The organism is Pseudomonas sp. S3_C06, assembly GCF_054667675.1.
The window spans coordinates 4,937,675-4,959,623 of sequence record NZ_CP162747.1 but is presented as its reverse complement, the minus strand read 5'-3'; the positions used below and the strand labels follow the sequence as shown (position 1 = coordinate 4,959,623).

22 protein-coding genes are annotated in these 21,949 nt (G+C 59.1%); 14 read left to right on the top strand and 8 right to left on the bottom strand.

All coding sequences use genetic code 11. The annotated features are described in order from the left end of the window. Positions 1 to 146 precede the first annotated feature (146 nt). The 5 genes from folM to AB4N44_RS21905 all read left to right on the top strand — a co-directional run bounded on the left by folM (position 147) and on the right by AB4N44_RS21905 (position 2,535). Positions 147 to 857 carry a dihydromonapterin reductase gene (gene folM, locus AB4N44_RS21925; protein WP_150749544.1) on the top strand — a complete coding sequence of 237 codons (711 nt, stop codon included), beginning with the start codon at positions 147 to 149 and terminating at the stop codon, positions 855 to 857. A 21-nt stretch (positions 858 to 878) separates the two neighbouring features. Then, the gene (folE, locus tag AB4N44_RS21920) at positions 879 to 1,439 is read left to right on the top strand and encodes a GTP cyclohydrolase I FolE (protein ID WP_127925857.1); all 561 of its coding nucleotides are present in this window, start codon (positions 879 to 881) and stop codon (positions 1,437 to 1,439) included. Beyond that, positions 1,440 to 1,838, top strand: a complete 399-nt coding sequence (gene folX, locus AB4N44_RS21915; protein WP_127925856.1) for a dihydroneopterin triphosphate 2'-epimerase — start codon at positions 1,440 to 1,442, stop codon at positions 1,836 to 1,838. It begins immediately after the preceding gene. Positions 1,839 to 1,907: 69 nt separating this feature from the next. Further along, a complete protein-coding gene (locus AB4N44_RS21910) occupies positions 1,908 to 2,204 on the top strand; it encodes a DUF1244 domain-containing protein (RefSeq protein ID WP_034154503.1) in 297 nt (98 codons plus the stop codon). Then, positions 2,197 to 2,535: a HopJ type III effector protein gene (locus tag AB4N44_RS21905; RefSeq protein WP_127925855.1), complete on the top strand. Its 339-nt coding sequence runs from the start codon at positions 2,197 to 2,199 to the stop codon at positions 2,533 to 2,535. The genes AB4N44_RS21910 and AB4N44_RS21905 overlap by 8 nt, the downstream gene beginning before the upstream one ends. Before the next feature lie 188 nt (positions 2,536 to 2,723). Here the strand turns inward: AB4N44_RS21905 and trxB are convergent, their stop codons facing one another. Continuing rightward, positions 2,724 to 3,686, bottom strand: coding sequence for a thioredoxin-disulfide reductase (gene trxB, locus AB4N44_RS21900; protein ID WP_103305131.1), 963 nt, complete (start codon positions 3,684 to 3,686; stop codon positions 2,724 to 2,726). Between the two features lie 311 nt (positions 3,687 to 3,997). Here trxB and cysZ point away from each other — a divergent pair, with 311 nt between their 5' ends. Beyond that, positions 3,998 to 4,750, top strand: a complete 753-nt coding sequence (gene cysZ / locus AB4N44_RS21895) for a sulfate transporter CysZ (RefSeq protein ID WP_038357552.1) — start codon at positions 3,998 to 4,000, stop codon at positions 4,748 to 4,750. A gap of 40 nt (positions 4,751 to 4,790) precedes the next feature. Next, complete coding sequence (locus AB4N44_RS21890) at positions 4,791 to 5,990, top strand: glycosyltransferase family 4 protein (RefSeq protein WP_460107537.1); 1,200 nt, start codon at positions 4,791 to 4,793, stop codon at positions 5,988 to 5,990. Positions 5,991 to 6,099: 109 nt separating this feature from the next. On the opposite strand, the gene AB4N44_RS21885 is transcribed toward AB4N44_RS21890, so the two are convergent. From AB4N44_RS21885 to AB4N44_RS21875, 3 genes are all read right to left on the bottom strand, one after another. Continuing rightward, entirely contained in the window at positions 6,100 to 7,203 is a 1,104-nt protein-coding gene (locus AB4N44_RS21885; RefSeq protein ID WP_127925853.1) for an NADH:flavin oxidoreductase, read from the bottom strand. Between the two features lie 194 nt (positions 7,204 to 7,397). Then, positions 7,398 to 7,880: a glutathione peroxidase gene (locus tag AB4N44_RS21880; RefSeq protein WP_127925852.1), complete on the bottom strand. Its 483-nt coding sequence runs from the start codon at positions 7,878 to 7,880 to the stop codon at positions 7,398 to 7,400. A 123-nt stretch (positions 7,881 to 8,003) separates the two neighbouring features. Then, positions 8,004 to 8,489, bottom strand: coding sequence for an FKBP-type peptidyl-prolyl cis-trans isomerase (locus AB4N44_RS21875; RefSeq protein WP_007912368.1), 486 nt, complete (start codon positions 8,487 to 8,489; stop codon positions 8,004 to 8,006). On the opposite strand from AB4N44_RS21875, the gene AB4N44_RS21870 reads away from it, so the two are divergent. The 3 genes from AB4N44_RS21870 to AB4N44_RS21860 are packed head-to-tail and all read left to right on the top strand — an operon-like array spanning position 8,458 to position 11,847. Next, entirely contained in the window at positions 8,458 to 8,784 is a 327-nt protein-coding gene (locus tag AB4N44_RS21870; RefSeq protein WP_093436299.1) for a DUF3565 domain-containing protein, read from the top strand. The two genes, AB4N44_RS21875 and AB4N44_RS21870, sit on opposite strands and share 32 nt — an antisense overlap. A gap of 60 nt (positions 8,785 to 8,844) precedes the next feature. Continuing rightward, entirely contained in the window at positions 8,845 to 10,944 is a 2,100-nt protein-coding gene (gene pta / locus AB4N44_RS21865) for a phosphate acetyltransferase (protein ID WP_127925851.1), read from the top strand. Continuing rightward, on the top strand, positions 10,945 to 11,847 hold the full coding sequence (locus AB4N44_RS21860; protein ID WP_141127738.1) for an acyltransferase: 903 nt from the start codon (positions 10,945 to 10,947) through the stop codon (positions 11,845 to 11,847). It begins immediately after the preceding gene. A gap of 209 nt (positions 11,848 to 12,056) precedes the next feature. Here AB4N44_RS21860 and cysN read toward each other — a convergent pair whose 3' ends face one another. From cysN to AB4N44_RS21845, 3 genes are all read right to left on the bottom strand, one after another. Beyond that, a complete protein-coding gene (cysN, locus tag AB4N44_RS21855) occupies positions 12,057 to 13,955 on the bottom strand; it encodes a sulfate adenylyltransferase subunit CysN (protein WP_127925848.1) in 1,899 nt (632 codons plus the stop codon). Positions 13,956 to 13,964: 9 nt separating this feature from the next. Beyond that, complete coding sequence (gene cysD, locus AB4N44_RS21850) at positions 13,965 to 14,882, bottom strand: sulfate adenylyltransferase subunit CysD (RefSeq protein WP_007912374.1); 918 nt, start codon at positions 14,880 to 14,882, stop codon at positions 13,965 to 13,967. A gap of 249 nt (positions 14,883 to 15,131) precedes the next feature. After that, a complete protein-coding gene (locus AB4N44_RS21845; protein ID WP_127925847.1) occupies positions 15,132 to 15,890 on the bottom strand; it encodes a Nif3-like dinuclear metal center hexameric protein in 759 nt (252 codons plus the stop codon). 103 nt (positions 15,891 to 15,993) lie between these two features. On the opposite strand from AB4N44_RS21845, the gene algW reads away from it, so the two are divergent. From algW to AB4N44_RS21825, 4 genes are all read left to right on the top strand, one after another. Beyond that, positions 15,994 to 17,151: a Do family serine endopeptidase AlgW gene (algW, locus tag AB4N44_RS21840; RefSeq protein ID WP_016987037.1), complete on the top strand. Its 1,158-nt coding sequence runs from the start codon at positions 15,994 to 15,996 to the stop codon at positions 17,149 to 17,151. 88 nt (positions 17,152 to 17,239) lie between these two features. Further along, the gene (locus AB4N44_RS21835) at positions 17,240 to 19,345 is read left to right on the top strand and encodes a TonB-dependent siderophore receptor (RefSeq protein WP_460107541.1); all 2,106 of its coding nucleotides are present in this window, start codon (positions 17,240 to 17,242) and stop codon (positions 19,343 to 19,345) included. Positions 19,346 to 19,357: 12 nt separating this feature from the next. Further along, positions 19,358 to 20,077, top strand: a complete 720-nt coding sequence (locus AB4N44_RS21830; protein WP_460107543.1) for a DUF4198 domain-containing protein — start codon at positions 19,358 to 19,360, stop codon at positions 20,075 to 20,077. Positions 20,078 to 20,368: 291 nt separating this feature from the next. Continuing rightward, entirely contained in the window at positions 20,369 to 20,812 is a 444-nt protein-coding gene (locus AB4N44_RS21825) for a hypothetical protein (RefSeq protein ID WP_460107546.1), read from the top strand. A gap of 82 nt (positions 20,813 to 20,894) precedes the next feature. On the opposite strand, the gene hisC is transcribed toward AB4N44_RS21825, so the two are convergent. After that, a complete protein-coding gene (hisC, locus tag AB4N44_RS21820) occupies positions 20,895 to 21,947 on the bottom strand; it encodes a histidinol-phosphate transaminase (RefSeq protein ID WP_460107549.1) in 1,053 nt (350 codons plus the stop codon). Positions 21,948 to 21,949 lie beyond the last annotated feature (2 nt).

Genomic DNA, 21,949 nt, shown 5'->3' with positions numbered 1-21,949 from the left:
ATACGGACTGACCTTCAACATTGATGTCGACTGAGACACCGCTTTCGCGAGCAGGCTCGCTCCCACAGCAATGGGGACAGCCGAGGATAGGTGGGCAAGCCATGTCGCTGTTATAGTTTTTGCTCCCACCTCGATGCGAGCCGTTCATGCCTGACTCCTCCGCCCCGATCCTCATCACCGGTGCTGGCCAGCGTGTCGGCCTGCATTGCGCGCAGCGGTTACTCGAGGACGGCTATCGCGTCATCTTCACCTACCGCAGCGAACGCCCCGGCGTACAGACGCTACGAGATCTGGGGGCCGTCGGCCTGTTCGCGGACTTCTCCAGCGAAGCCGGGATTCTCGCCTTCATCAACGAACTGAAAACCCACACCGACCGCCTGCGCGCCATCGTGCACAACGCCTCCGAGTGGCTGGCCGAAATTCCGGACAGCGAAGCCGAAGCGTTCACGCGCATGTTCAACCTGCACATGCTCGCGCCGTATCTGATCAATCTGCACTGTGGCGAATTGCTGCAGCGCTCGACGCCCGCCGACATCATCCATATCAGCGACGATGTCACTCGCAAAGGCAGCAGCAAGCACATCGGCTATTGCGCCAGCAAAGCCGGGCTCGACAGCCTGACGCTGTCCTTCGCCGCTCGCTATGCGCCGGCGATCAAGGTCAACGGCATCGCACCAGCCCTGCTATTGTTCAATCCCGACGACGACGCGGCGTACCGCGCCAAGGCCCTGGCCAAATCCGCGCTGGGCATCGAACCCGGCAGCGAAGTGGTCTACCAGAGCCTGCGCTATCTGCTCGACAACCCCTATGTCACCGGTACGACCCTGACCGTCAACGGCGGACGGCACCTCAAATAACGCCTGCCTGCGAGGATTTCCATGGCCCGCTCACTGCCCGAGAATTACCGCGAAATCCTTATCGGCCTCGGTGAAGATCCCGATCGTGAAGGATTGCTCGACACCCCGCTGCGCGCGGCCAAGGCCATGCAATACCTGTGTCACGGTTACGAACAGAGCGTCGACGAGATCGTCAATGGCGCGCTGTTTGCCTCCGACAGCGACGAAATGATCATCGTCGCCGACATCGAGTTGTACTCGTTGTGCGAACATCACCTGTTGCCCTTCATCGGCAAGGCCCATGTGGCTTATATTCCGACGGGCAAAGTACTGGGTCTGTCGAAGATCGCGCGACTGGTGGACATGTTCGCCCGGCGCCTGCAGATTCAGGAAAACCTCACCCGGCAAATCGCCGATGCGGTGCAACAGGTCACCGAAGCCGCCGGCGTCGCCGTGGTGATCGAGGCCAGGCACATGTGCATGATGATGCGCGGTGTCGAGAAACAGAATTCGACCATGAACACCTCGGTCATGCTCGGCGCGTTCCGCGAGTCGAGCAACACCCGTCAGGAGTTCCTGCAATTGATTGGACGGAGCAAGTAAATGCCACAACTTCAACCGGGAATGGCGCGCATCCGGGTCAAGGATCTGCGCTTGCGCACCTTTATCGGGATCAACGAGGACGAAATCCTCAACAAGCAGGATGTGCTGATCAACCTGACCATCCTGTATGCCGCGCAGGAAGCGGTGCGTGACAACGACATCGACCACGCGCTGAACTACCGCACGATCACCAAAGCGATCATCGCCCACGTCGAAGGCAACCGCTTTGCACTGCTCGAACGCCTGACTCAGGAGCTGCTCGATCTGGTAATGAGCAACGGCTCGGTGCTGTACGCCGAAGTCGAAGTCGACAAGCCGCATGCGCTGCGTTTTGCCGAATCGGTGTCAATCACGCTTGCAGCGAGCCGCGAGCTTCAAGCTTCAAGCACCAAGCTGTAAACTTGGTATCACCGCCAACCATCTTGCAGCTTGAAGCTCGTCGCTTGAAGCTGTCTCGCAGAGACTCCCATGAACGAGCAACAACGCCTCGAACTCGAAGCCGCCGCCTTCCGCCGGCTGGTCGCACACCTGGACAGCCGCAAGGATGTACAGAACATCGACCTGATGAACCTTGCCGGGTTCTGCCGCAACTGTCTGTCGAAGTGGTACAAGGCCGAAGCTGACGAGCGCCAGATCGAGGTCAGCCTCGATGACGCCCGCGAAGTGGTTTACGGCATGCCGTACGCCGAGTGGAAAGCCCAATTTCAGCAAGAAGCCAACGCTGAACAGCAAGCAGCGTTCGCCAAAGGAAAAACCCATGAGTGACCTCAACACCCTGCGCGCCAGCCTCAACAGCGGCGAACACGCTTTCGCCGGCACCCTGGCCTTCATCGCCGCCGGCTACGATTATCAGCCGCAGGCGTTCAACAACGGTGGCGTGGAAAGTGCCGCCGGGCAGAACGAAGGTTCGTGCAAGACCTTGGGTCTGGCGCTGCTGGAAGGTCTGAGCGATGAGGAAGCGCTGTTGGCGTTCGGCGAGCATTATCGTTCGGTGGTCGCGACCCCTGAGGGCAGTGATCACGGCAATATTCGTGCGTTGATCCAACACGGCCTGGCCGGCGTCAAATTCACCGCGCAACCCCTGACCCGCCGCTGATCCCTCTATCCACACAAAATCCCTGTGGGAGCGAGCCTGCTCGCGAATACGGACTGACATTCAACATTGATGTCGACGGATACACCGCATTCACGAGCTGGCTCGCTCCCACATTTGATCCGTGGTGACTGTGATTCTCGGGCACAAAAAAACCGGCCAATCTGGCCGGTTTTTTTATGCCTGCGATCTTAGAACGAAGCGTTCTGCAGACCGTCCAGGTAACGCTCGGTGTCCAGTGCCGCCATGCAGCCGGCGCCGGCCGAGGTGATGGCCTGGCGGTAAACGTGGTCAGCCACGTCACCGGCGGCGAAGATGCCTTCGACGCTGGTTGCAGTCGCGTTGCCGTCACGGCCGCCCTGCACCACCAGATAACCGTCTTTCAGGGTCAACTGGCCTTCGAACAGCGAAGTGTTCGGGGTGTGGCCGATGGCGATGAACACGCCGTCGACAGTGATTTCGTCGAAGCTGCCGTCGTTGTTCTTCAGACGCGCACCGGTCACGCCCATGTTGTCGCCCAGGACTTCGTCCAGGTTGGCGTTCAACTTGAGGATGATCTTGCCTTCGGCCACGCGAGCGTTGAGCTTGTCGATCAGGATCTTCTCGGCGCGGAAGGTTTCGCGACGGTGGATCAGGGTCACGGTGCTGGCGATGTTGGCCAGATACAGTGCTTCTTCAACAGCCGTGTTGCCGCCGCCGACCACGGCAACAGGTTTGTTGCGGTAGAAGAAACCGTCGCAGGTCGCGCAGGCCGAAACGCCTTTGCCCATGAACGCCTCTTCCGACGGCAGACCCAGGTAACGCGCGCTGGCGCCGGTGGCGATGATCAGGGCGTCGCAGGTGTAAGTCGCGCTGTCGCCGGTCAGGGTGTAAGGCTTGGCAGCGAAGTCGACGGCGTTGATGTGATCGAAAACGATCTCGGTTTCAAAACGCTCGGCGTGCTCGCGCATGCGTTCCATCAGTGCCGGACCGGTCAGACCGTGGACATCGCCCGGCCAGTTGTCGACTTCAGTGGTGGTGGTCAGTTGACCGCCAGCCTGCATGCCGGTGATCAGCAGTGGCTTGAGGTTGGCGCGGGCCGCGTATACCGCAGCGCTGTAACCGGCAGGGCCGGAACCGAGAATAATCACTCGCGAATGACGGACTTCAGACATGACCTGCTCCTGTTGACCGGGCGGAAAAACAGGCCCGGATCGCCGCAATGCCGGCGGGAATAAAAAAGGACTGTGGAAAACCTTGGGGAAGGCTTGAGCTCGACAGTCCTGTAAAAAGTTGGGTGCAGCGTATCGAGGGGGGCAAGATTAAGGAAATACGGTTTAACAATCCAGCTCATAGGTGGTCTCTATGCCGACACAATGACGAGATGGACGTCTTTGTTACAGTGAATGTCGATCGCTCTGCCGCGCTTTCGCCCCCGGTGCAAAGTCGGTAAGGTCGGCGCGTTTTCCCTTGCTCGGAGCACCTTATGCCCGCCCCTGTTCTGTCCGGCCCGCAATACCTGCGCGAAGGCCTCAAACTGGTCTTGAGCCCAGGCTTGCGCCTGTTCGTGTTATTGCCGCTGGCGATCAACCTGGTGCTGTTCGTCGGATTGATCTATCTGGCCGGCCACCAGTTCAGCCTGTGGGTCGATACGCTGATGCCGTCGTTGCCCGAATGGCTGAGTTTCCTCAGCTACGTACTCTGGCCGCTGTTTGTGGTGCTGGTGGCATTGATGGTGTTTTTCACCTTCACCATGCTCGCCAACGTGATCGCCGCACCGTTCAACGGTTTTCTCGCGGAGAAAGTCGAAGTGGTGGTGCGCGGCACTGATGATTTCCCGGCGTTCAGCTGGGGCGAGTTGATCGCCATGGTCCCGCGCACCCTTGCACGGGAAATGCGCAAACTGGGCTACTTCCTGCCGCGCGCCATCGGCCTGTTCATTCTCTCGTTCATCCCGGTGGTGAACATTATCGCCGCACCGCTGTGGCTGTTGTTCGGCGTGTGGATGATGGCAATCCAGTACATCGACTACCCGGCGGACAACCACAAACTGGGCTGGAACGAGATGCTCGCCTGGCTGCGCCAGAAGCGCTGGCAGAGCATGAGTTTTGGCGGGATCGTCTATCTGGTGCTGCTGATTCCGGTGGTCAACATCCTGATGATGCCGGCCGCAGTGGCCGGGGCAACGTTGTTCTGGGTGCGTGAGCGCGGTGCTGAGAATCTCGTCACTCAACGCTGAGCACGTCACAAATCCATCATCCGAACGTCACAAGCACGACATGGCCTCAGTCGACACTGAGGTCATGACGACAGCTCTACACATCACCCTGATCAGCGAAACCTTCCCACCGGAAATCAACGGGGTGGCCAATACTCTTGGCCGCTTGTGCGATGGGCTGCGCGCGCGTGGCCACCAAGTGGAACTGGTGCGCCCGCGTCAGGCTGGCGATCCGCAACACAGTGAAGACGATGCGTTGCTGCTGTGCCGGGGCTGGCCGCTGCCGGGCTATCCAGGGTTGCAATGGGGTCAGTCGTCGATGCACAAACTGCTGCGGCGCTGGAAACGTCAGCGCCCGGATGTGCTGTACATCGCCACGGAAGGCCCGCTCGGGTTGTCGGCGCTGCGTGCGGCGCGGCGTCTGGGGATTTCGGTGGTCAGCGGGTTTCACACCAACTTTCAGCAATACACCAGCCAGTACGGGCTCGGTCTGCTGACGCGGATGCTCACGCATTATTTGCGCTGGTTTCACAATCGCTCGGCCATGACCCTGGTGCCGAGTGTCAGCCAACGCCTGGAACTGGAGCGGCGCCACTTCGAGCGTTTGGCGCTGTTGTCGCGCGGTGTCGACAGCCAGTTGTTTCATCCAAGCAAACGGCTGAATGCCTTGCGTGAGCAATGGGGCCTGTCCGAGCAGGACATTGCGGTGATTCACGTAGGACGACTCGCTCCGGAGAAGAACCTTGGTCTGCTCAAACGCTGCTTCGAAAAACTGCGGGACACTTATCCACAGCGCAATCTGAAACTGGTCGTCGTCGGCGACGGGCCGCAACGGCTGGCACTGGAAAAGCAATTGCCCGAAGCGATCTTCTGCGGTGCACAACGCGGTGAGGCGTTGGCGGCGCACTATGCGTCTGGAGATTTGTTTCTATTTCCGAGTCTGACCGAAACCTTCGGCAATGTGGTACTGGAAGCACTGGCCTCGGGACTGGGTGTGGTGGCTTACGATCAGGCTGCGGCGGCGCAGCACATTCGCCACGGTTACAACGGCGTGTTGGCGATGCCGGGTGATGAGCAGGCGTTTTGCGAGGCGGCGGCGTGGTTGCTGGAGGAGGATGAGACGTTGCGTTGCGTGCGTTTGAATGCGCGGCAGCATGCGAGTCGCCAAGGCTGGCCGGCGGTTATCGAGCAGTTTGAAAAGCATTTGCGCGGGGCTTGTGTGGGGGAGCAAGTGGTGCCGAATGCGCAGACATTGCCTTGAATCCAGGCGACTTGGAGACCGCCATCGCGAGCAGGCTCACTCCTACAGGGGAAATGCATTCCAATTGTAGGAGTGAGCCTGCTCGCGATGGCGTCAGTACAGCCGCTGGTTAAACCAGCGTCATCAACGCCTCGCGGCTGAACGGCAGAATATCCTGCTCACGCCCTTCGCGGACTTTCTGCGCCCAGTCCGGATCGACCAGCAGCGCACGGCCCACCGCCACCAGATCGAATTCCTCCTTGTTCAAGCGCTCCAGCAGGTTCTCCAGACTGGCCGGTTGCGCGACCTTGTCAGTGTTGACCATGAACTGCAGGAACTCGCCATCAAGACCGACGCTACCGACGGTGATGGTCGGCTTGCCGGTGAGTTTGCGGGTCCAGCCTGCCAGGTTCAGCTCGGAACCATCGAACTCCGGCTCCCAGAAACGCCGCGTCGAGCAGTGGAAAATATCCACGCCAGCGTCGGACAGCGGCTTGAGAAACTCACCCAACGCTTCCGGAGTCTGCACCAGACGCGCGGTGTAATCCTGCTGCTTCCATTGCGAGAAACGGAAGATGATCGGGAAACCTTCGCCGACCGCCGCACGTACGGCTTGAATCAGTTCGATGGCGAAACGCGAACGGTTGGCCAGGCTGCCGCCGTATTCGTCGGTACGCTGGTTGCTGCCCTCCCAGAAGAACTGGTCGATCAGGTAACCGTGGGCGCCGTGGATTTCCACGCCGTCCATGCCGATGCCTTGTGCATCTTTGGCCGCTTGAGCGAACGCGGCGATCACGTCCTGAATGTCTTGTTTGGTCATGCCGTGCACCACGACCTGACCGTCCTTGAGTTTTTCCGACGGGCCGTAAGCAGGCACGCTGGCGTCCGGCTCGGTGCCGATACGGCGTACGCTGCCGACATGCCAGAGTTGCGGAACGATCTTGCCGCCTTCAGCGTGAACAGCGTCGACAACTTTTTTCCAGCCGGCCAATGGCGCGTCACCAAAGAACTGCGGCACGTTCGGATAACCGTTGGAGGCGATGTGGCCGACGGTGGTGCCTTCGGTGATGATCAGGCCGACACCGGCCGCCGCGCGACGACGGTAGTACTCGATGACTTTCGAATTAGGCACGCCGCCCGGGGAGAACGAGCGAGTCATCGGCGCCATGACCACGCGGGTCGGCAGTTCGAGGGCACCGAGGTGGAACGGTTTGAACAAGGCTTGAACGGGCATCGAAGGGCTCCACAGAGAAGGCTTTATGACAGCGATAATATGGAGGCGCGCACCCTTTGAACAGCACTATTGATTTGGGTGATTAAGGATTAAAAGACGCAAAGCAAAAGATCGCAGCCTTCGGCAGCTCCTACATGGGGTTTGAGGTCACCAGCAGGAACTGCCGAAGGCTGCGATCTTTTGATCTTGCTGTTTCAGCTCAGCGCTTTTTCAATCGCATGAACAATGGTCGGATCATCCGGCGCCGTGCGCGGCGAAAACCGGGCCAGCACCCGACCGTCCTTGCCAAGCAGAAACTTCTCGAAATTCCAGGTGATATCACCGGGAAACTCCGCGCCCTCGCCCGCCAGCAGACGGTAGAGCTGGTGACGATCATGACCGTTGACTTCAAGCTTGCTCGACAACGGAAACGTCACGCCATAGTTGAGGCTGCAGAAATCCTTAATTTCCTGTTCGGTACCTGGTTCCTGGCCGGCAAACTGGTTGCACGGCAGGCCCAGCACACTGAAGCCTTTGCCTTTGAACTGCTGATAGAGGTTCTCCAGCGCCGCGTACTGTGGGGTCAAGCCGCATTTGGAGGCGACGTTGACCACCAGCACGACTTGGCCCTTGAACGGCGCCAGCGGTAGCTCCTGACCATCCAGGGCTGTCAACTTAAGGTCGTGAAAAGCACTCATGACGAACTCCAAGATTCCCGTGTTCTACTCGAAACAGCCACTTGGCGAGGTCACCAAGGACAGCCGCGGACTAAAAAGGCGCCCGCAGGCGCCTCTCCAGTACTCGAAGCTTAGCGCAGAAAATCAGTGGTGATGGCCACCTTCGCCATGGACGTGGCCATGAGCGATTTCTTCCTGGCTGGCGTCACGGATGTCAACGATCTTCACTTTGAAGTTCAGGCGCTGACCGGCCAGTGGGTGGTTGCCGTCAACCGTCACGTCGTCGCCGTCGAGGTCACGGATGGTGACGATTTGCATCTGGCCGTCCGGCGCCGAAGCGTGGAACTGCATGCCGACTTCCAGCTCGTCAACGCCTTCGAACATGCTGCGGCTCAGGGTGCTGACCAGCTCAGCGGCGTATTCGCCGTAAGCGTCTTCCGGTTCAACGGAAACTTCCAGCTCGTCACCAACAGCTTTGCCTTCCAGAGCTTTTTCCAGGCCCGGGATGATGTTGCCTGCGCCTTGCAGGTAGACCAGCGGAGCGCCGCCGGCGGAGCTGTCGATGACCTCACCAGCGTCGTTGGTCAGGGTATAGTCGATGGAGACAGCCTTATTGGCGGCGATCAGCATGGGGCGAGACCTTTTGCATAAGAATATAGAAAGGCCAAGTTTAGCGAAGCAATCGCGCGAAAGCGAACACAACCCGGACAAACGGGTTTCGACGATCGCAGGCTTCCATCAGGACGAGGACGGCCACTGGGTCGTCGAGCTTTCCTGTGGCCACACCCAGCACCTGCGCCATCAACCGCCATGGCAATCACGCGCCTGGGTGCTGGACCCGGCGCAACGTATTGAAAAAATAGGCCAACCCTTTGCCTGCGGTTGGTGCGCACAAGGCTCGGTTAGCGATAACCTTGGCGACTGAATTTCGGTAGTCAGCCAGACATAGACTGACGCCATTGCCATGCAACTTTAGAGAATTCGCATGCAAACTTTTTTTATCGCACCCACCGATTTTGGCGTGGGTCTGACCTCCATCAGCCTCGGGCTGGTGCGCACGCTTGAACGCGCCGGGCTGAAAGTCGGTTTCTTCAAACCGATTGCGCAGCCGCATCCGGGTGACACCGGCCCTGAGCGTTCTACCGAACTGGTGGCGCGCACCCACGGTCTGAAACCGCCGCAACCGCTCGGCCTGGCCCACGTCGAGCGGATGCTCGGCGATGGTCAGCTCGATGAGCTGCTCGAAGAAATCATCACGCTGTATCAGCAAGCGGCCATTGGCAAAGACGTGCTGGTCGTCGAAGGCATGGTGCCGACCCGCAGCGCCAGTTATGCCGCACGGGTCAACCTGCACTTGGCCAAGAGCCTCGATGCCGAGGTGATTCTGGTCTCGGCGCCGGAAAACGAAGTACTCGCCGAACTCTCCGGCCGCGTCGAGTTGCAGGCGCAATTGTTTGGCGGGCCGAAAGACCCGAAAGTCCTCGGGGTGATCCTCAACAAGGTCAAGACCGACGAGAGCATGGACGCCTTCGCCACGCGTCTGAAGGAACATTCGCCGTTGCTGCGCAGCGGTGATTTCCGCTTGCTCGGCTGCATTCCGTATCAGCCTGAACTTAACGCGCCACGCACCCGCGACGTCGCCGATCTGATGGGCGCGCAAGTGCTCAACGCCGGTGATTACGAAACCCGGCGGATGACCAAAATCATCATCTGTGCGCGGACCATGCGTAACACCGTCGAGCTGCTCAAGCCCGGTGTACTGGTGGTGACCCCGGGCGATCGCGACGACATCATCCTCGCCGTCAGTCTGGCGGCGATTAACGGCGTGCCACTGGCCGGCCTGCTGCTGACCAGCGACACCCTGCCCGATCCGCGCATCATGGATTTGTGCCGTGGCGCCTTGCAGGCTGGTTTGCCGGTGTTGTCGGTGAGCACCGGTTCCTACGACACCGCCAACCTGCTCAACGGCCTGAACAAGGAAATCCCGATCGACGACCGCGAGCGCGCGGAGATCATCACCGATTTCGTCGCCAGCCATCTCGACGCCAAATGGCTGCACCAGCGTTGCGGCACGCCACGGGAAATGCGCCTGTCGCCAGCGGTGTTCCGCTATCAATTGATTCAACGCGCGCAAGCGGCGAACAAGCGCATCGTTCTGCCCGAAGGCAGCGAGCCGTTCACTGTGCAAGCGGCGGCGATCTGTCAGGAGCGCGGGATCGCCCGTTGCGTGTTGCTGGCGAAACCGGAAGACGTCGAAGCCGTCGCCCGCGCTCAAGGCATCGTCCTGCCGCCGGGGCTGGAGATTCTTGATCCCGACCTGATCCGCGAGCGCTACGTCGAGCCGATGGTCGCCCTGCGCAAAACCAAAAGCCTCAATGCACCGATGGCCGAGCAGCAACTGGAAGATACCGTGGTGATCGGCACCATGATGCTCGCACTGGATGAAGTCGACGGCCTCGTTTCCGGCGTGATCAACACCACGGCCAACACCATCCGCCCGGCCCTGCAGCTGATCAAGACTGCACCGGGCTGCACGCTGGTGTCGTCGGTGTTCTTCATGTTGTTCCCGGAAGAAGTGCTGGTGTATGGCGATTGCGTGATGAATCCGCACCCGAGCGCTACGGAACTGGCCGAGATCGCGTTGCAAAGCGCCGACTCGGCCGCTGCATTCGGCATCACCCCGCGCGTGGCGATGATCAGTTATTCCAGCGGCGAATCGGCCACCGGCGAAGAAGTCGAAAAAGTCCGCGAGGCCACCCTCCTCGCCCACGAGCAACAGCACTCGCTGCTGATCGACGGTCCGCTGCAATACGACGCTGCTGCCAACGCCGACGTGGCCCGGCAACTGGCGCCGAACAGCCAGGTCGCCGGTCGCGCCACGGTGTTTGTGTTCCCCGATCTGAACACCGGCAACACCACGCACAAAGCCGTGCAACGCAGCGCCGACTGCGTCAGCCTCGGGCCGATGCTGCAAGGCCTGCGCAAACCGGTGAATGACTTGCCGCGCGGCGCGCAGGTCGATGACATCGTCTACACCATCGCCCTCACCGCGATTCAAGCCGCCAACCGACCTATGGATGTGTAAATGCTGGATTTTCTACCTGCACCCGTGCGCGGCGTGATCGCTTCGCTGCTGTTGGCGCTCAACACGATTCTGCTCTGCTCGTTTCTGTTCTGCGTGGCGCTGGTCAAGGCCTTGCCGTTCGCGCTCACCCAGCGCATCGCTGGCTGGCTGATGAGCCACACCCACGAAGCGTGGATCAGCAACAACAAGGGCTGGATGAATCTGGTTCGCCGCACCCGCTGGCACATCAGCGGCCTGCAAGGGCTCGACTATCAGCACTCGTACCTGATCACCAGCAACCACCAGAGCTGGGTCGATATTCTGGTGCTGCAATACGTGCTCAACCGTCGGATTCAGCCGCTGAAATTCTTCCTCAAACAGGAGCTGATCTGGGTGCCGGTGATCGGTCTGGCCTGGTGGGCACTGGGCTTTCCATTCATGAAGCGCTACTCCAAGGCCTACCTGGCCAAGCACCCGGAGAAGAAAGGCAAAGACCTGGAAACCACGCGCAAAACCTGCGCGAAGTTTCGCAATAATCCGGTGGGGATTTTCAACTTCGTCGAGGGCACGCGCTTCACCGAAGGCAAGCATGCGCAGCAGCAGTCACCGTTCAAATATCTGCTCAAGCCCAAGGCGGGCGGCATTGCCTTTGTGCTGGATGCGATGGGTGAACAGCTGGAGTCGATCGTCAACGTGACCATCCACTATCCGGCAGGACGTCCGGGGTTCTGGGATTTGCTCTGCGGCAATGTGCGCGATGTGGTGGTGCACTTTGAAGAGCTGAAGATTCCGCAGCAGTTCATTGGCAAGAATTACGATCAGGACGGCGAGTATCGCCTGCAGTTTCAGGGCTGGATCAATCAGCTGTGGCTGGACAAGGATGCGCTGCTCGAACAGATGCACCGCGAATACCCTTCCGTATGATCGTTCCCATGCTCCGCGTGGGCATGCCTCACTGGATGCTCTGCGTCCGCTTTAGATGGGACGCGGAGCGTCCCGGGCTGCGTTCCCACGCAGAGCGTGGGAACGATCACGAATCGCCGTATGCCCGAATAAAAAAGCCCGCCGATGATTACTCATCGGCGGGCTTTTTCTTGCAGCTTGAAACTCGAAGCTTGCCGCTGCTTCAGTGCTTAGATCGCGCCACGCTTGCGCAGTAGATCCAGCACTTGCTTGACGCTGTCTTCCAGACTCAGCGTCTGCGTGTCGATCACCAGATCGGCATCCAGCGGCACGTCGTACGGGAAGGATTCGCCCGGGATGTTGTCGCCAGCGGCGGCATACAGACCCTGCGGATCACGCTCGGCGCAGACAGCCGGCGAGGCCTGCACGTAGACCGTCAGCAGACGATCCTTGCCGATCAGATCCTTGGCTTGCTCACGCCCTTCGGCACTCGGTGCAACGAACGCAGCCAACGTCACCAGACCGGCTTCGTTGAACTGACGCGCAACGTGCGCAGCACGACGCCAGTTCTCGGTACGACCAGCGCGATCCTGTGGCAGACCTTTGTTGAGGTCGTGACGCAGGTTCTGACCATCCAGCACAAACACCGCACGGCCCATGTCGAACAGCTTGCGTTCAACCGCATAAGCCAGCGTGCTCTTGCCCGCGCCCGACAGACCGCTGAACAGCACGGTCGCCGGTTGCTGGCCGAAACGCTGGGCACGTTCTTCCGTGGCCACGTGCGCCAGTTTGCCGTGGTGCGTGGCAGTACCATGCGTCACCGGTTGCGCGACGATCATGCCGGCGCCAACAGTGCCGTTGGTCAAACGGTCGATGATGATAAACGCGCCGGTGGTGCGGTTGCTTTCGTAACCGTCGAGGGCGATCGGCGCGTCGAGCGCGATCTTCACCTTGCCGATTTCGTTGAGCTGCAACGCGCTCGCCGGGCCTTCTTCAAGGGTGTTCACGTCGACCTTGTTGACGATGCTGGCGATCGACCCCGGCACGTAACTGGTGGCGCGTTTGATGTCGTATTTCTTGCCCGGCAGCATCGGCTCTTCAGCCATCCACACCAGCATCGCTTCGAAGCTGTCGGTGACCGGCGGCACGTTGTCGGCATGCACCAACAGGTCGCCACGGGAGATGTCGATTTCGTCTTCCATGGTCAGCGTTACGGCCTGACCTGGACCGGCGTGTTCCAGTTCACCTTCGAAGGTGACGATGGATTTCACCCGGCTGCTTTTGCCCGACGGCAGCACCACGACTTCGTCGCCTTTGTGCACGATGCCGCTGGCCAGCGTGCCGGCGAAACCACGGAAGTTCAGGTTCGGACGGTTGACGTACTGCACCGGGAAACGCAGATCGGTGAAGTTGCGATCGCCCGCGACTTCCACGGTCTCGAGAATTTCCATCAGCGACTGGCCTTTGTACCAAGGCGAGCGCTCGGACTTGTTCACCACGTTGTCGCCCTTCAGGGCAGACATCGGCACGAAGTGCATGCTGGTCGGCTTCATCTTCAAGCCTTCGGCGAACTTCAGGTAGTCGGCCTTGATCGACTCGAACACGCCTTCATCGAAGCCCTTCAAGTCCATCTTGTTGATGGCGACAACGATGTGCTTGATCCCCAGCAGGGAGGCGATAAAGCTGTGGCGACGGGTCTGGGTCTGCACGCCGTAACGCGCGTCGACCAGAATGATCGCCAGGTCACAGGTGGACGCACCGGTGGCCATGTTGCGGGTGTACTGCTCATGGCCGGGGGTGTCGGCGATGATGAATTTGCGTTTCGCGGTGGAGAAATAGCGGTAGGCGACATCGATGGTGATGCCCTGCTCCCGCTCGGCCTGCAGACCGTCGACCAGCAATGCCAGGTCGATATCGTCACCGGTGGTGCCGACTTTCTTCGAATCACGAGTGATCGCTTCGAGGTGATCTTCGTAGATCATTTTCGAGTCGTGCAGCAGGCGCCCGATCAGGGTGCTCTTGCCGTCATCGACGTTACCGCAAGTCAAAAAGCGCAGCAGCTCTTTACGTTCGTGCTGGCCCAGGTAGGCGAGGATGTCCTCGCTGATCAAATCAGAAACATGCGACATGACAGCCCCTTAGAAATAGCCTTGACGTTTTTTATCTTCCATCGAGCCTGCGCCATCGTGGTCGATGACTCGGCCCTGGCGCTCGGAAGTTCGCGTCAGGAGCATTTCCTGGATGATGTCCGTCAGGCTTTCGGCCTCGGACTCCACGGCACCCGTCAACGGGTAGCAGCCAAGGGTGCGGAAACGCACTTTCTTTTTGACGATGCGCGCTTTGTCTTCATCGGACAGGTGCTCGAGGATGCGCTCGTCGTCGATCATGATCAGCGTGCCGTTCTTCTCGATCACTTCGCGTTCGGCGGCGAAGTACAACGGCACAATCGGGATGCCTTCGAGGTAGATGTACTGCCAGATGTCCAGCTCGGTCCAGTTCGACAGAGGGAATACGCGGATGGATTCGCCCTTGTTGACCTTGCCGTTGTAGACGTTCCACAGCTCTGGACGCTGGTTTTTCGGGTCCCAGCGGTGCTTGCTGTCGCGGAACGAGTACACGCGCTCTTTGGCGCGGGATTTCTCTTCATCGCGACGTGCGCCGCCGAACGCTGCGTCGAAACCATGCTTGTCGAGCGCCTGTTTCAGGCCTTCGGTTTTCATGATGTCGGTGTGCTTGGCGCTGCCGTGGGTGAACGGGTTGATGTTCTGCGCCACGCCATCGGGGTTGATGTGGGTGATCAGGTCCAGGCCCAGTTCTTCGACCATCTTGTCGCGGAACTTGTACATCTCCTGGAATTTCCAGCGGGTGTCGACGTGCATCACCGGAAACGGCAGTTTGCCCGGGAAGAACGCCTTGCGTGCCAGGTGCAGCATCACGGCGGAGTCTTTACCGATGGAGTACAGCATCACCGGGTTATCGAACTCGGCGGCCACCTCGCGGATGATGTGGATGCTTTCCGCCTCCAGCTGTTTCAGATGCGTCAGTTTGTCGACCATGGCTACTCACGAAAACTTTCTTATGAACGGCCAGCGGGCCGTGTTCGAGCGAGAAATCCTAGCACAGCGGCCTCTTCTAATCAGGACGCCAACTAGATCGAAAGGGTATATGAATATGCCTACCAGTTCGGCCGATGCCCCCCTGTAGGAGTGAGCCTGCTCGCGATAGCTTTGTCACATTCGACATAACGGTGACTGACACTCCGCTATCGCGAGCAGGCTCACTCCTACAGGGGATTTGCGGTGGATTCAGATCGGATTCGGGCAATCGATGAAGATGTGCTCGACGGCGAAACGTTTCGCCAGGTAGTCGCCCAGCGCCTGTACGCCGTAGCGCTCGGTCGCGTGGTGGCCGGCGGCAATGAAGCTGATGTCGTTCTCGCGGGCGCTGTGGAAGGTCTGTTCGGAAGCCTCACCGCTCAGATAGAGATCGACGCCTGCGGCGACGGCTTGATCGATATAGCCCTGACCGCCGCCGGTGCACCAGCCGACCCGGCGGATCATCGGATTACCTTCAATCAGCAACGGTTCGCGGCCCATGACTTCTTGCACCTTGCGGGCGAAATCGCGCGCGGTCATCGGCTCTTTCAAAGACCCGACCAGACCAACGATTTTAAGATTGTCCGGATCCAGCGGGCCCTCAACAGTGATATCCAGTTGACGCGCCAGTTGCACGTTATTGCCGACATCAGGATGCAAATCCAGCGGCAAGTGGTAAGCGAGCAGACTGATGTCGTGCTTGAGCAAGGTCTTCAATCGGCGCTGCTTCATGCCGGTAACGCACGGGTTCTCGCCCTTCCAGAAGTAACCGTGATGCACCAGCACCAGATCGGCCCCGGCCTCAACGGCAGCGTCCAGCAACGCCTGACTGGCCGTGACGCCGCTGACGATGCGCATCACTTGCGGACGGCCCTCGACCTGCAATCCATTCGGGCAATAATCGGCAATTTTCGCACTGCCGAGGTAACGGTCGGCTTCTTCGACGAGGGTGCTGAGGGCAACGGCCATGAAAGACTCCTAAATATCCCGTTCAGAGGCACGCGCGGCCTCGTATAATGCGCGACATTATGGGCGGTCTGACCCCGCCTGCAACTCTTCCAGGACGTGCTTAATGTTCAAGGCGCTGCGTTTTATGGGCTGGCCGTTGTTGGCCGGCGTGCTTATCGCTCTGTTGATTATTCAGCGTTACCCGCAGTGGGTCGGGCTGCCGAGCCTCGACGTCAACCTGCAACAGGCCCCGCAAACCACCAGCGTGCAGCAGGGACCGGTGTCCTATGCCGATGCGGTGACCATCGCCGCACCTTCGGTGGTCAACCTGTACACCACCAAAGTCATCAACAAACCCGCGCATCCGCTGTTTGAAGATCCGCAGTTCCGCCGCTTCTTTGGTGATAACTCGCCGAAGCAGAAACGCATGGAGTCGAGCCTCGGTTCCGGCGTGATCATGAGCCCGGAAGGCTACATCCTGACCAACAACCACGTGACCAGCGGTGCCGACCAAATCGTCGTGGCCCTGAAGGACGGTCGCGAAACCCTCGCCCGCGTCATCGGCAGCGACCCGGAAACCGACCTCGCGGTGTTGAAGATCGATCTGAAAACCCTGCCGGCGATCACCGTCGGCCGCTCCGACAATATCCGCATCGGCGACGTCGCACTGGCCATCGGCAACCCATTCGGCGTCGGCCAGACCGTGACCATGGGCATCATCAGCGCCACCGGGCGTAATCAGTTGGGGCTGAACAACTACGAAGACTTCATCCAGACCGACGCGGCGATCAACCCGGGTAACTCCGGCGGCGCGCTGGTCGATGCCAACGGCAACCTCACCGGCATCAACACGGCGATCTTCTCCAAGTCCGGCGGCTCGCAGGGCATCGGTTTTGCCATTCCGGTGAAACTGGCGATGGAAGTGATGAAGTCGATCATCGAACACGGTCAGGTGATTCGTGGCTGGCTGGGCATTGAAGTGCAACCGCTGACCCAGGAATTGGCTGAGTCGTTTGGTCTGTCCGGGCGTCCGGGGATTGTCGTGGCGGGGATCTTCCGCGATGGCCCGGCGCAGAAGGCCGGCCTGCAATTGGGCGACGTGATTCTGAGCATCGATGGCGAGCCTGCGGGCGATGGCCGTCGTTCGATGAACCAGGTTGCACGGATCAAACCGACGGACAAGGTGACGATTCAGGTGATGCGCAACGGCAAAGAGATCAAGCTCACCGCTGAAATCGGCCTGCGCCCACCACCGGCGCCGGTGAAAGAAAAAGAAGAATAAAACTTTCTTCGCGCTTATCGCGCGAATAAAAGATATTCTCAACAGGCATGTTATATTGTTTCAATTCTAATAATTGGAACAACATAACATGTCGTCTCGAACAAAGGCTTCCCTGCTCGGCCTGAGTCTTGGTCTGCTGGTCGATCCAGCCTTCGCCGAAGAGCCCAAGCCGCTTGAACTCGACGCCATCAGCGTCATCTCCGACTACGAATCGCCGACCGGTCCGGTCAAGGGCTATCGCGCCACCCGCTCGTCCAGCGCAACAAAAACCGACACCGCGATCCGCGATATTCCTCAAGCCATCAGCGTCGTACCGGCCAGCGTGCTCAAGGATCTGGGCAGCACCAGCGTCGAGCGCGCACTGGATTTCGCCGGCGGCGTATCCAAGCAAAACAACTTCGGCGGCCTGACGCTGTACGAATACAGCGTGCGCGGTTTCACCACATCGGAGTTCTACAAGGACGGCTTCAGCGCCAATCGTGGTTATCCGAGCACACCGGATGCAGCCAATATCGAGCGCATCGAAGTGCTCAAAGGCCCGGCCGCCAGCCTCTATGGTCGAGGCGACCCCGGCGGCACGGTGAACATCGTCACCAAGAAACCGCAGCCCGAAGCGTTCACGACGTTGCAAACCAGCGCCGGCAGTTGGGACCGTTATCGCACCGTGCTGGACGTCAACACGCCACTCGATGAACAAGGTGATGTGCTCTCGCGGATCAACCTCGCTGTCGAAGACAACAACAGTTTTCGCGATCACGTCGACAGCAAGCGTGTGTTCGTCGCGCCGTCGATCAGTTGGCAATTGAACCCGGACACGTCGCTGTTGGTGGAAAGCGAGATCGTCCGTCAGAGCTCCACGTTTGATCGCGGTATCGTCGCGCCGAACAACAAGTGGAGCGGCGTTTCGCGCTCGACGTTTCTCGGTGAACCCAACGACGGCAACATCGATAACCACAACAATCTGCTTCAGGCGACGCTCGAACATCACCTCAACGATAACTGGAAGCTGCGTCTGGCCAGCCACTACAAGGAAGGCAAACTCTGGGGTGACGCCTCCGAATCCCGCCCGTTGAACGCCGATGGCCACACCGTCAACCGCCGCTATCGCGAGCGCGACACAACCTGGCACGACAGCATTACCCAGCTTGAGCTGCGCGGCCTGTTCGACCTCGGCCCGTGGCAGCACGAACTGCTGATCGGAACCGAATACGAAAACTTCCGCAAGAACGAGCGCGTCACCACGATTGCCGGCGGCCCCTACGCCATCGACATCTACAAGCCGATCTACGGCCAGCCGAAACCCAACGGCGCACGCTCGGGCACTGACTTCTTCGAACAGGTCGAAAGTCATGCACTGAACCTGCAGGATCAAATCGTCTTCACCGACAAACTGCGCGGGATGCTCGGTGCGCGTTTCGAGCATTTCGATCAGCACGTCGACGACCACAGTCGCAATGCCACCAGCAACCAACGCCACGACGCCCTCACCCAACGCGCCGGCCTGCTCTATCAACTGACACCGGATACCGGCTTGTTCGCCAATGCGTCAACCTCGTTCAAACCGAATAACGGCCTCGACGCCTCCGGCAAATCCTTCGACCCGGAAGAAGGCGTCGGTTACGAAGTCGGCATCAAGAACGAGTTGTTCGACGAACGCCTGAGCAGCACCCTCGCCTTCTTCCACATCGACAAGGAAAACGTCCTCGCCCTCGATCCGGCCACCGACACCAGCCGCGCGATGGGCAAGGCGCGCAGTCGTGGTTTCGACCTGCAAGTCACCGGACAGGTCACCGACGCTGTGCGAGTCATTGGTGCCTTTGCCTACATTGACGCAGAAGTGACCAAGGGCGACGCAGTCATTCCCACCGGCAGTCGCATCCTCGGCGTGGCCAAACGCAGCGGCAGCCTGCTCGGGGTTTATGAGTTTCAGGATGGTCATTGGCGCGGCTCGGACGTCGGCGCAGCGTTCACTTATGTCGGCGACCGCTCCGGAGAATCCGGCAGCGACTTCGAATTACCGGCCTACCAGACCGTCGACCTGCTCGCGCATTACAAGGCCAGCGACAACGTCACCGTCGGCCTGAACCTGAACAACCTCTTCGACGAGAAGTATTACGAGCGCTCCTACAGCAACTACTGGGTCAATCCCGGCGAGCCGCGCAATTTCACTGTCAGCCTGACTCTCAACCTGTAAAAGGACGTCACCATGCAATACGGCAAAACCTTTGTACTCATCGCAGCGCTGTTCGCAGGCGAAGTCTCGGCTCATGGCCTGTGGACCGAACAACGGCGCGGCAATATCGAAGTGGTCTACGGCCATGGCGCTGAAGACAACGCGTTCAAGGCACAGAAAATCAGCGGCGCGTGGGCTTATGACGCGAGCGGCAAGATGATTCCGGTCAGCGTCGAGCGTCTGGCGGATCACGCACGATTGAAGCCCTTGAAGTCGCCGGCGGTCATGGCCGTCGCATTGAATAACGGCATGTGGTCGCAAACCACCGACAAGACGTGGATCAACGAAGGCCGCAGCAAAGTGCCGGGCGCTGTCGAGGCAACCGAGACGTTTAAATACAGTCTGGCAATTTATCAGCCGGGGGCGAAGTTGCCCAAGCTTGATCAGATCAAGTTGCTGATTCTGCCGGAGGTTGATCCGCTGACGGTTGGGCCGGGCAAGTCATTGCCGGTGCGGGTGTTGCTCGATGGCAAACCGGCGGCCGGGGTGAAGTTGATTGGCGACTATCGCAGCGCGCCGAACACGTTGAGCACCGAGACTGACAAGGATGGTCGGGCGCAGGTGTTGGTGCGGAATGAAGGGTTGAATGTGATTGCGGCGCAGGTTGAGGTGCCAGTGAAGGGCAGCGCGGATGTGGATAGTCGTGGGCTGTTTACCTCACTGACTTTCCTCGGCGAGCAGCATCACGAATAATCACCACAATTCCCCTGAGCGAGCCTGCTCGCGACGGCGCCGGGTAAGTGAATCCGCCATCGCCAGCAGGCTCAATCTTTTAGCCCGTCGATGAACGAAGGATTCTGCTCCGCCATTCTGATCGAAATCCCGAAAGTCGAATGTTCGTTGACCTAAAAGCTTTAGATCAACTCGCACTCGATAGCAACACAAAAAGTTATGAAAACCTGTCAGATCTGACAGTTGTTTCGTTGCCATTGGCGCGTACATTAAAAGCAGTTTGCAACAAACCAGCCAAAGGAACTAAGCATCATGAAACCAACAACTTCGTCGCGATCAAAAAAACACAAAAAAAACGCAAATGGCAAATTCACCCTGAAAATAAATGAGGTTGAACAAGTTTACGAACAATACCAATACATACATAAAGTTCCGGCAGGCGGACTCATGTCAGCAGGAAAACATATAGGGCCTGGGGATTCTGATATAGACGCCATTTACATCTCATACCCCAACGCTGTAGTAGTTGACAAAGAATACAACTGGACATATCCCGATGACGTTATAGGGCTGCCTGAGAAGTGGGCACTCCATTACCAGGGTGTGCGTTACATTGCGATTACGGGAAAACAGACAGCAACATTCAAAAAACTCCATAAACACATAACGGGCCACGTTTCATTTGATGGGAAAGAGGAAAACGGCACAAAAACAATAAAAGTATCCGGAGACTTTGAACTCACTACAGACCCTTAATTCAAATGAAAGATCAGCGCCTGTTCTTGGATAAACCAAAACAAGACAGGCGCTTCGCTATCGATAATAAGGGACTATAAAATCATATCTCACCCAACCCATCGATCAACGCCCGATTCTGCTCCGGCGTACCAATCGAAATCCGCAAAAACTGCGCAATCCGCTCCTGCTTGAAGTGCCGCACGATCACGCCCTGCTCCCTCAGCTTGGCCGCCAGTCCCGCCGCATCATGCTGCGGGTGGCGAGTGAAAATGAAGTTCGCCGCCGATGGCAACACTTCAAACCCCTTGGCCTGCAACTGCGCGATCACCCACTCGCGGCTCTCGATCACCAGACGGCAGGTCTTGTCGAAATGCTCGCGATCCTCGAACGCCGCCGCTGCGCCGACAATCGCCAGACGATCAAGCGGATAGGAGTTGAAGCTGTTCTTGATCCGCTCCAGCGCCTCGATCAGGTCCGGATGCCCAACCGCGAGACCAACGCGCAAACCAGCCAGCGAACGCGACTTGGACAGGGTTTGCGTCACCAACAGGTTGGGATAACGATCCACCAGACTGATTGCCGTTTCGCCGCCGAAGTCGATGTACGCCTCGTCTACGACCACCACCGAATCCGGGCTGGCCTTGAGGATCTGCTCGACCGCTTCCAGCGCCAGCAGGCAACCGGTTGGCGCGTTCGGATTCGGGAAAATGATCCCGCCGTTCGGCTTGGCGTAGTCGGCTGGATCGATCTGAAACTGCGTATCCAGCGGCACCGCATCGAACTGGATGCCGTACAACCCGCAGTAAACCGGATAGAAGCTGTAGCTGATGTCCGGAAACAGCAGCGGCTGATCGTGTTGCAGCAAGCCGTGGAAAATGTGCGCGAGCACTTCGTCCGAGCCGTTGCCGAGGAACACCTGATTGCTCTGCACGCCGTAGTATTTGGCGACCGCAGTTTTCAGCAGATCACTGTTCGGGTCCGGGTACAGACGCAGGTTGTCATTCAGTTCGATCTGCATCGCGGCCAAGGCTTTTGGCGATGGGCCGTACGGGTTTTCGTTGGTGTTGAGCTTGACCAGTTTGGTCAGCTTCGGCTGTTCGCCCGGCACGTACGGCACCAGATCTTTAACGAACGGGCTCCAGAATTTACTCATGT

Bases quoted from the DNA above. Each gene is read 5' to 3' on its own strand.
- folM (WP_150749544.1), top strand. From the start codon at position 147: ATGCCTGACTCCTCCGCCCCGATCCTCATCACCGGTGCTGGCCAGCGT.
- folE (WP_127925857.1), top strand. From the start codon at position 879: ATGGCCCGCTCACTGCCCGAGAATTACCGCGAAATCCTTATCGGCCTC.
- folX (WP_127925856.1), top strand. From the start codon at position 1,440: ATGCCACAACTTCAACCGGGAATGGCGCGCATCCGGGTCAAGGATCTG.
- AB4N44_RS21910 (WP_034154503.1), top strand. From the start codon at position 1,908: ATGAACGAGCAACAACGCCTCGAACTCGAAGCCGCCGCCTTCCGCCGG.
- AB4N44_RS21905 (WP_127925855.1), top strand. From the start codon at position 2,197: ATGAGTGACCTCAACACCCTGCGCGCCAGCCTCAACAGCGGCGAACAC.
- trxB (WP_103305131.1), bottom strand. From the start codon at position 3,686: ATGTCTGAAGTCCGTCATTCGCGAGTGATTATTCTCGGTTCCGGCCCT.
- cysZ (WP_038357552.1), top strand. From the start codon at position 3,998: ATGCCCGCCCCTGTTCTGTCCGGCCCGCAATACCTGCGCGAAGGCCTC.
- AB4N44_RS21890 (WP_460107537.1), top strand. From the start codon at position 4,791: ATGGCCTCAGTCGACACTGAGGTCATGACGACAGCTCTACACATCACC.
- AB4N44_RS21885 (WP_127925853.1), bottom strand. From the start codon at position 7,203: ATGCCCGTTCAAGCCTTGTTCAAACCGTTCCACCTCGGTGCCCTCGAA.
- AB4N44_RS21880 (WP_127925852.1), bottom strand. From the start codon at position 7,880: ATGAGTGCTTTTCACGACCTTAAGTTGACAGCCCTGGATGGTCAGGAG.
- AB4N44_RS21870 (WP_093436299.1), top strand. From the start codon at position 8,458: ATGGAGACAGCCTTATTGGCGGCGATCAGCATGGGGCGAGACCTTTTG.
- AB4N44_RS21875 (WP_007912368.1), bottom strand. From the start codon at position 8,489: ATGCTGATCGCCGCCAATAAGGCTGTCTCCATCGACTATACCCTGACC.
- pta (WP_127925851.1), top strand. From the start codon at position 8,845: ATGCAAACTTTTTTTATCGCACCCACCGATTTTGGCGTGGGTCTGACC.
- AB4N44_RS21860 (WP_141127738.1), top strand. From the start codon at position 10,945: ATGCTGGATTTTCTACCTGCACCCGTGCGCGGCGTGATCGCTTCGCTG.
- cysN (WP_127925848.1), bottom strand. From the start codon at position 13,955: ATGTCGCATGTTTCTGATTTGATCAGCGAGGACATCCTCGCCTACCTG.
- cysD (WP_007912374.1), bottom strand. From the start codon at position 14,882: ATGGTCGACAAACTGACGCATCTGAAACAGCTGGAGGCGGAAAGCATC.
- AB4N44_RS21845 (WP_127925847.1), bottom strand. From the start codon at position 15,890: ATGGCCGTTGCCCTCAGCACCCTCGTCGAAGAAGCCGACCGTTACCTC.
- algW (WP_016987037.1), top strand. From the start codon at position 15,994: ATGTTCAAGGCGCTGCGTTTTATGGGCTGGCCGTTGTTGGCCGGCGTG.
- AB4N44_RS21835 (WP_460107541.1), top strand. From the start codon at position 17,240: ATGTCGTCTCGAACAAAGGCTTCCCTGCTCGGCCTGAGTCTTGGTCTG.
- AB4N44_RS21830 (WP_460107543.1), top strand. From the start codon at position 19,358: ATGCAATACGGCAAAACCTTTGTACTCATCGCAGCGCTGTTCGCAGGC.
- AB4N44_RS21825 (WP_460107546.1), top strand. From the start codon at position 20,369: ATGAAACCAACAACTTCGTCGCGATCAAAAAAACACAAAAAAAACGCA.
- hisC (WP_460107549.1), bottom strand. From the start codon at position 21,947: ATGAGTAAATTCTGGAGCCCGTTCGTTAAAGATCTGGTGCCGTACGTG.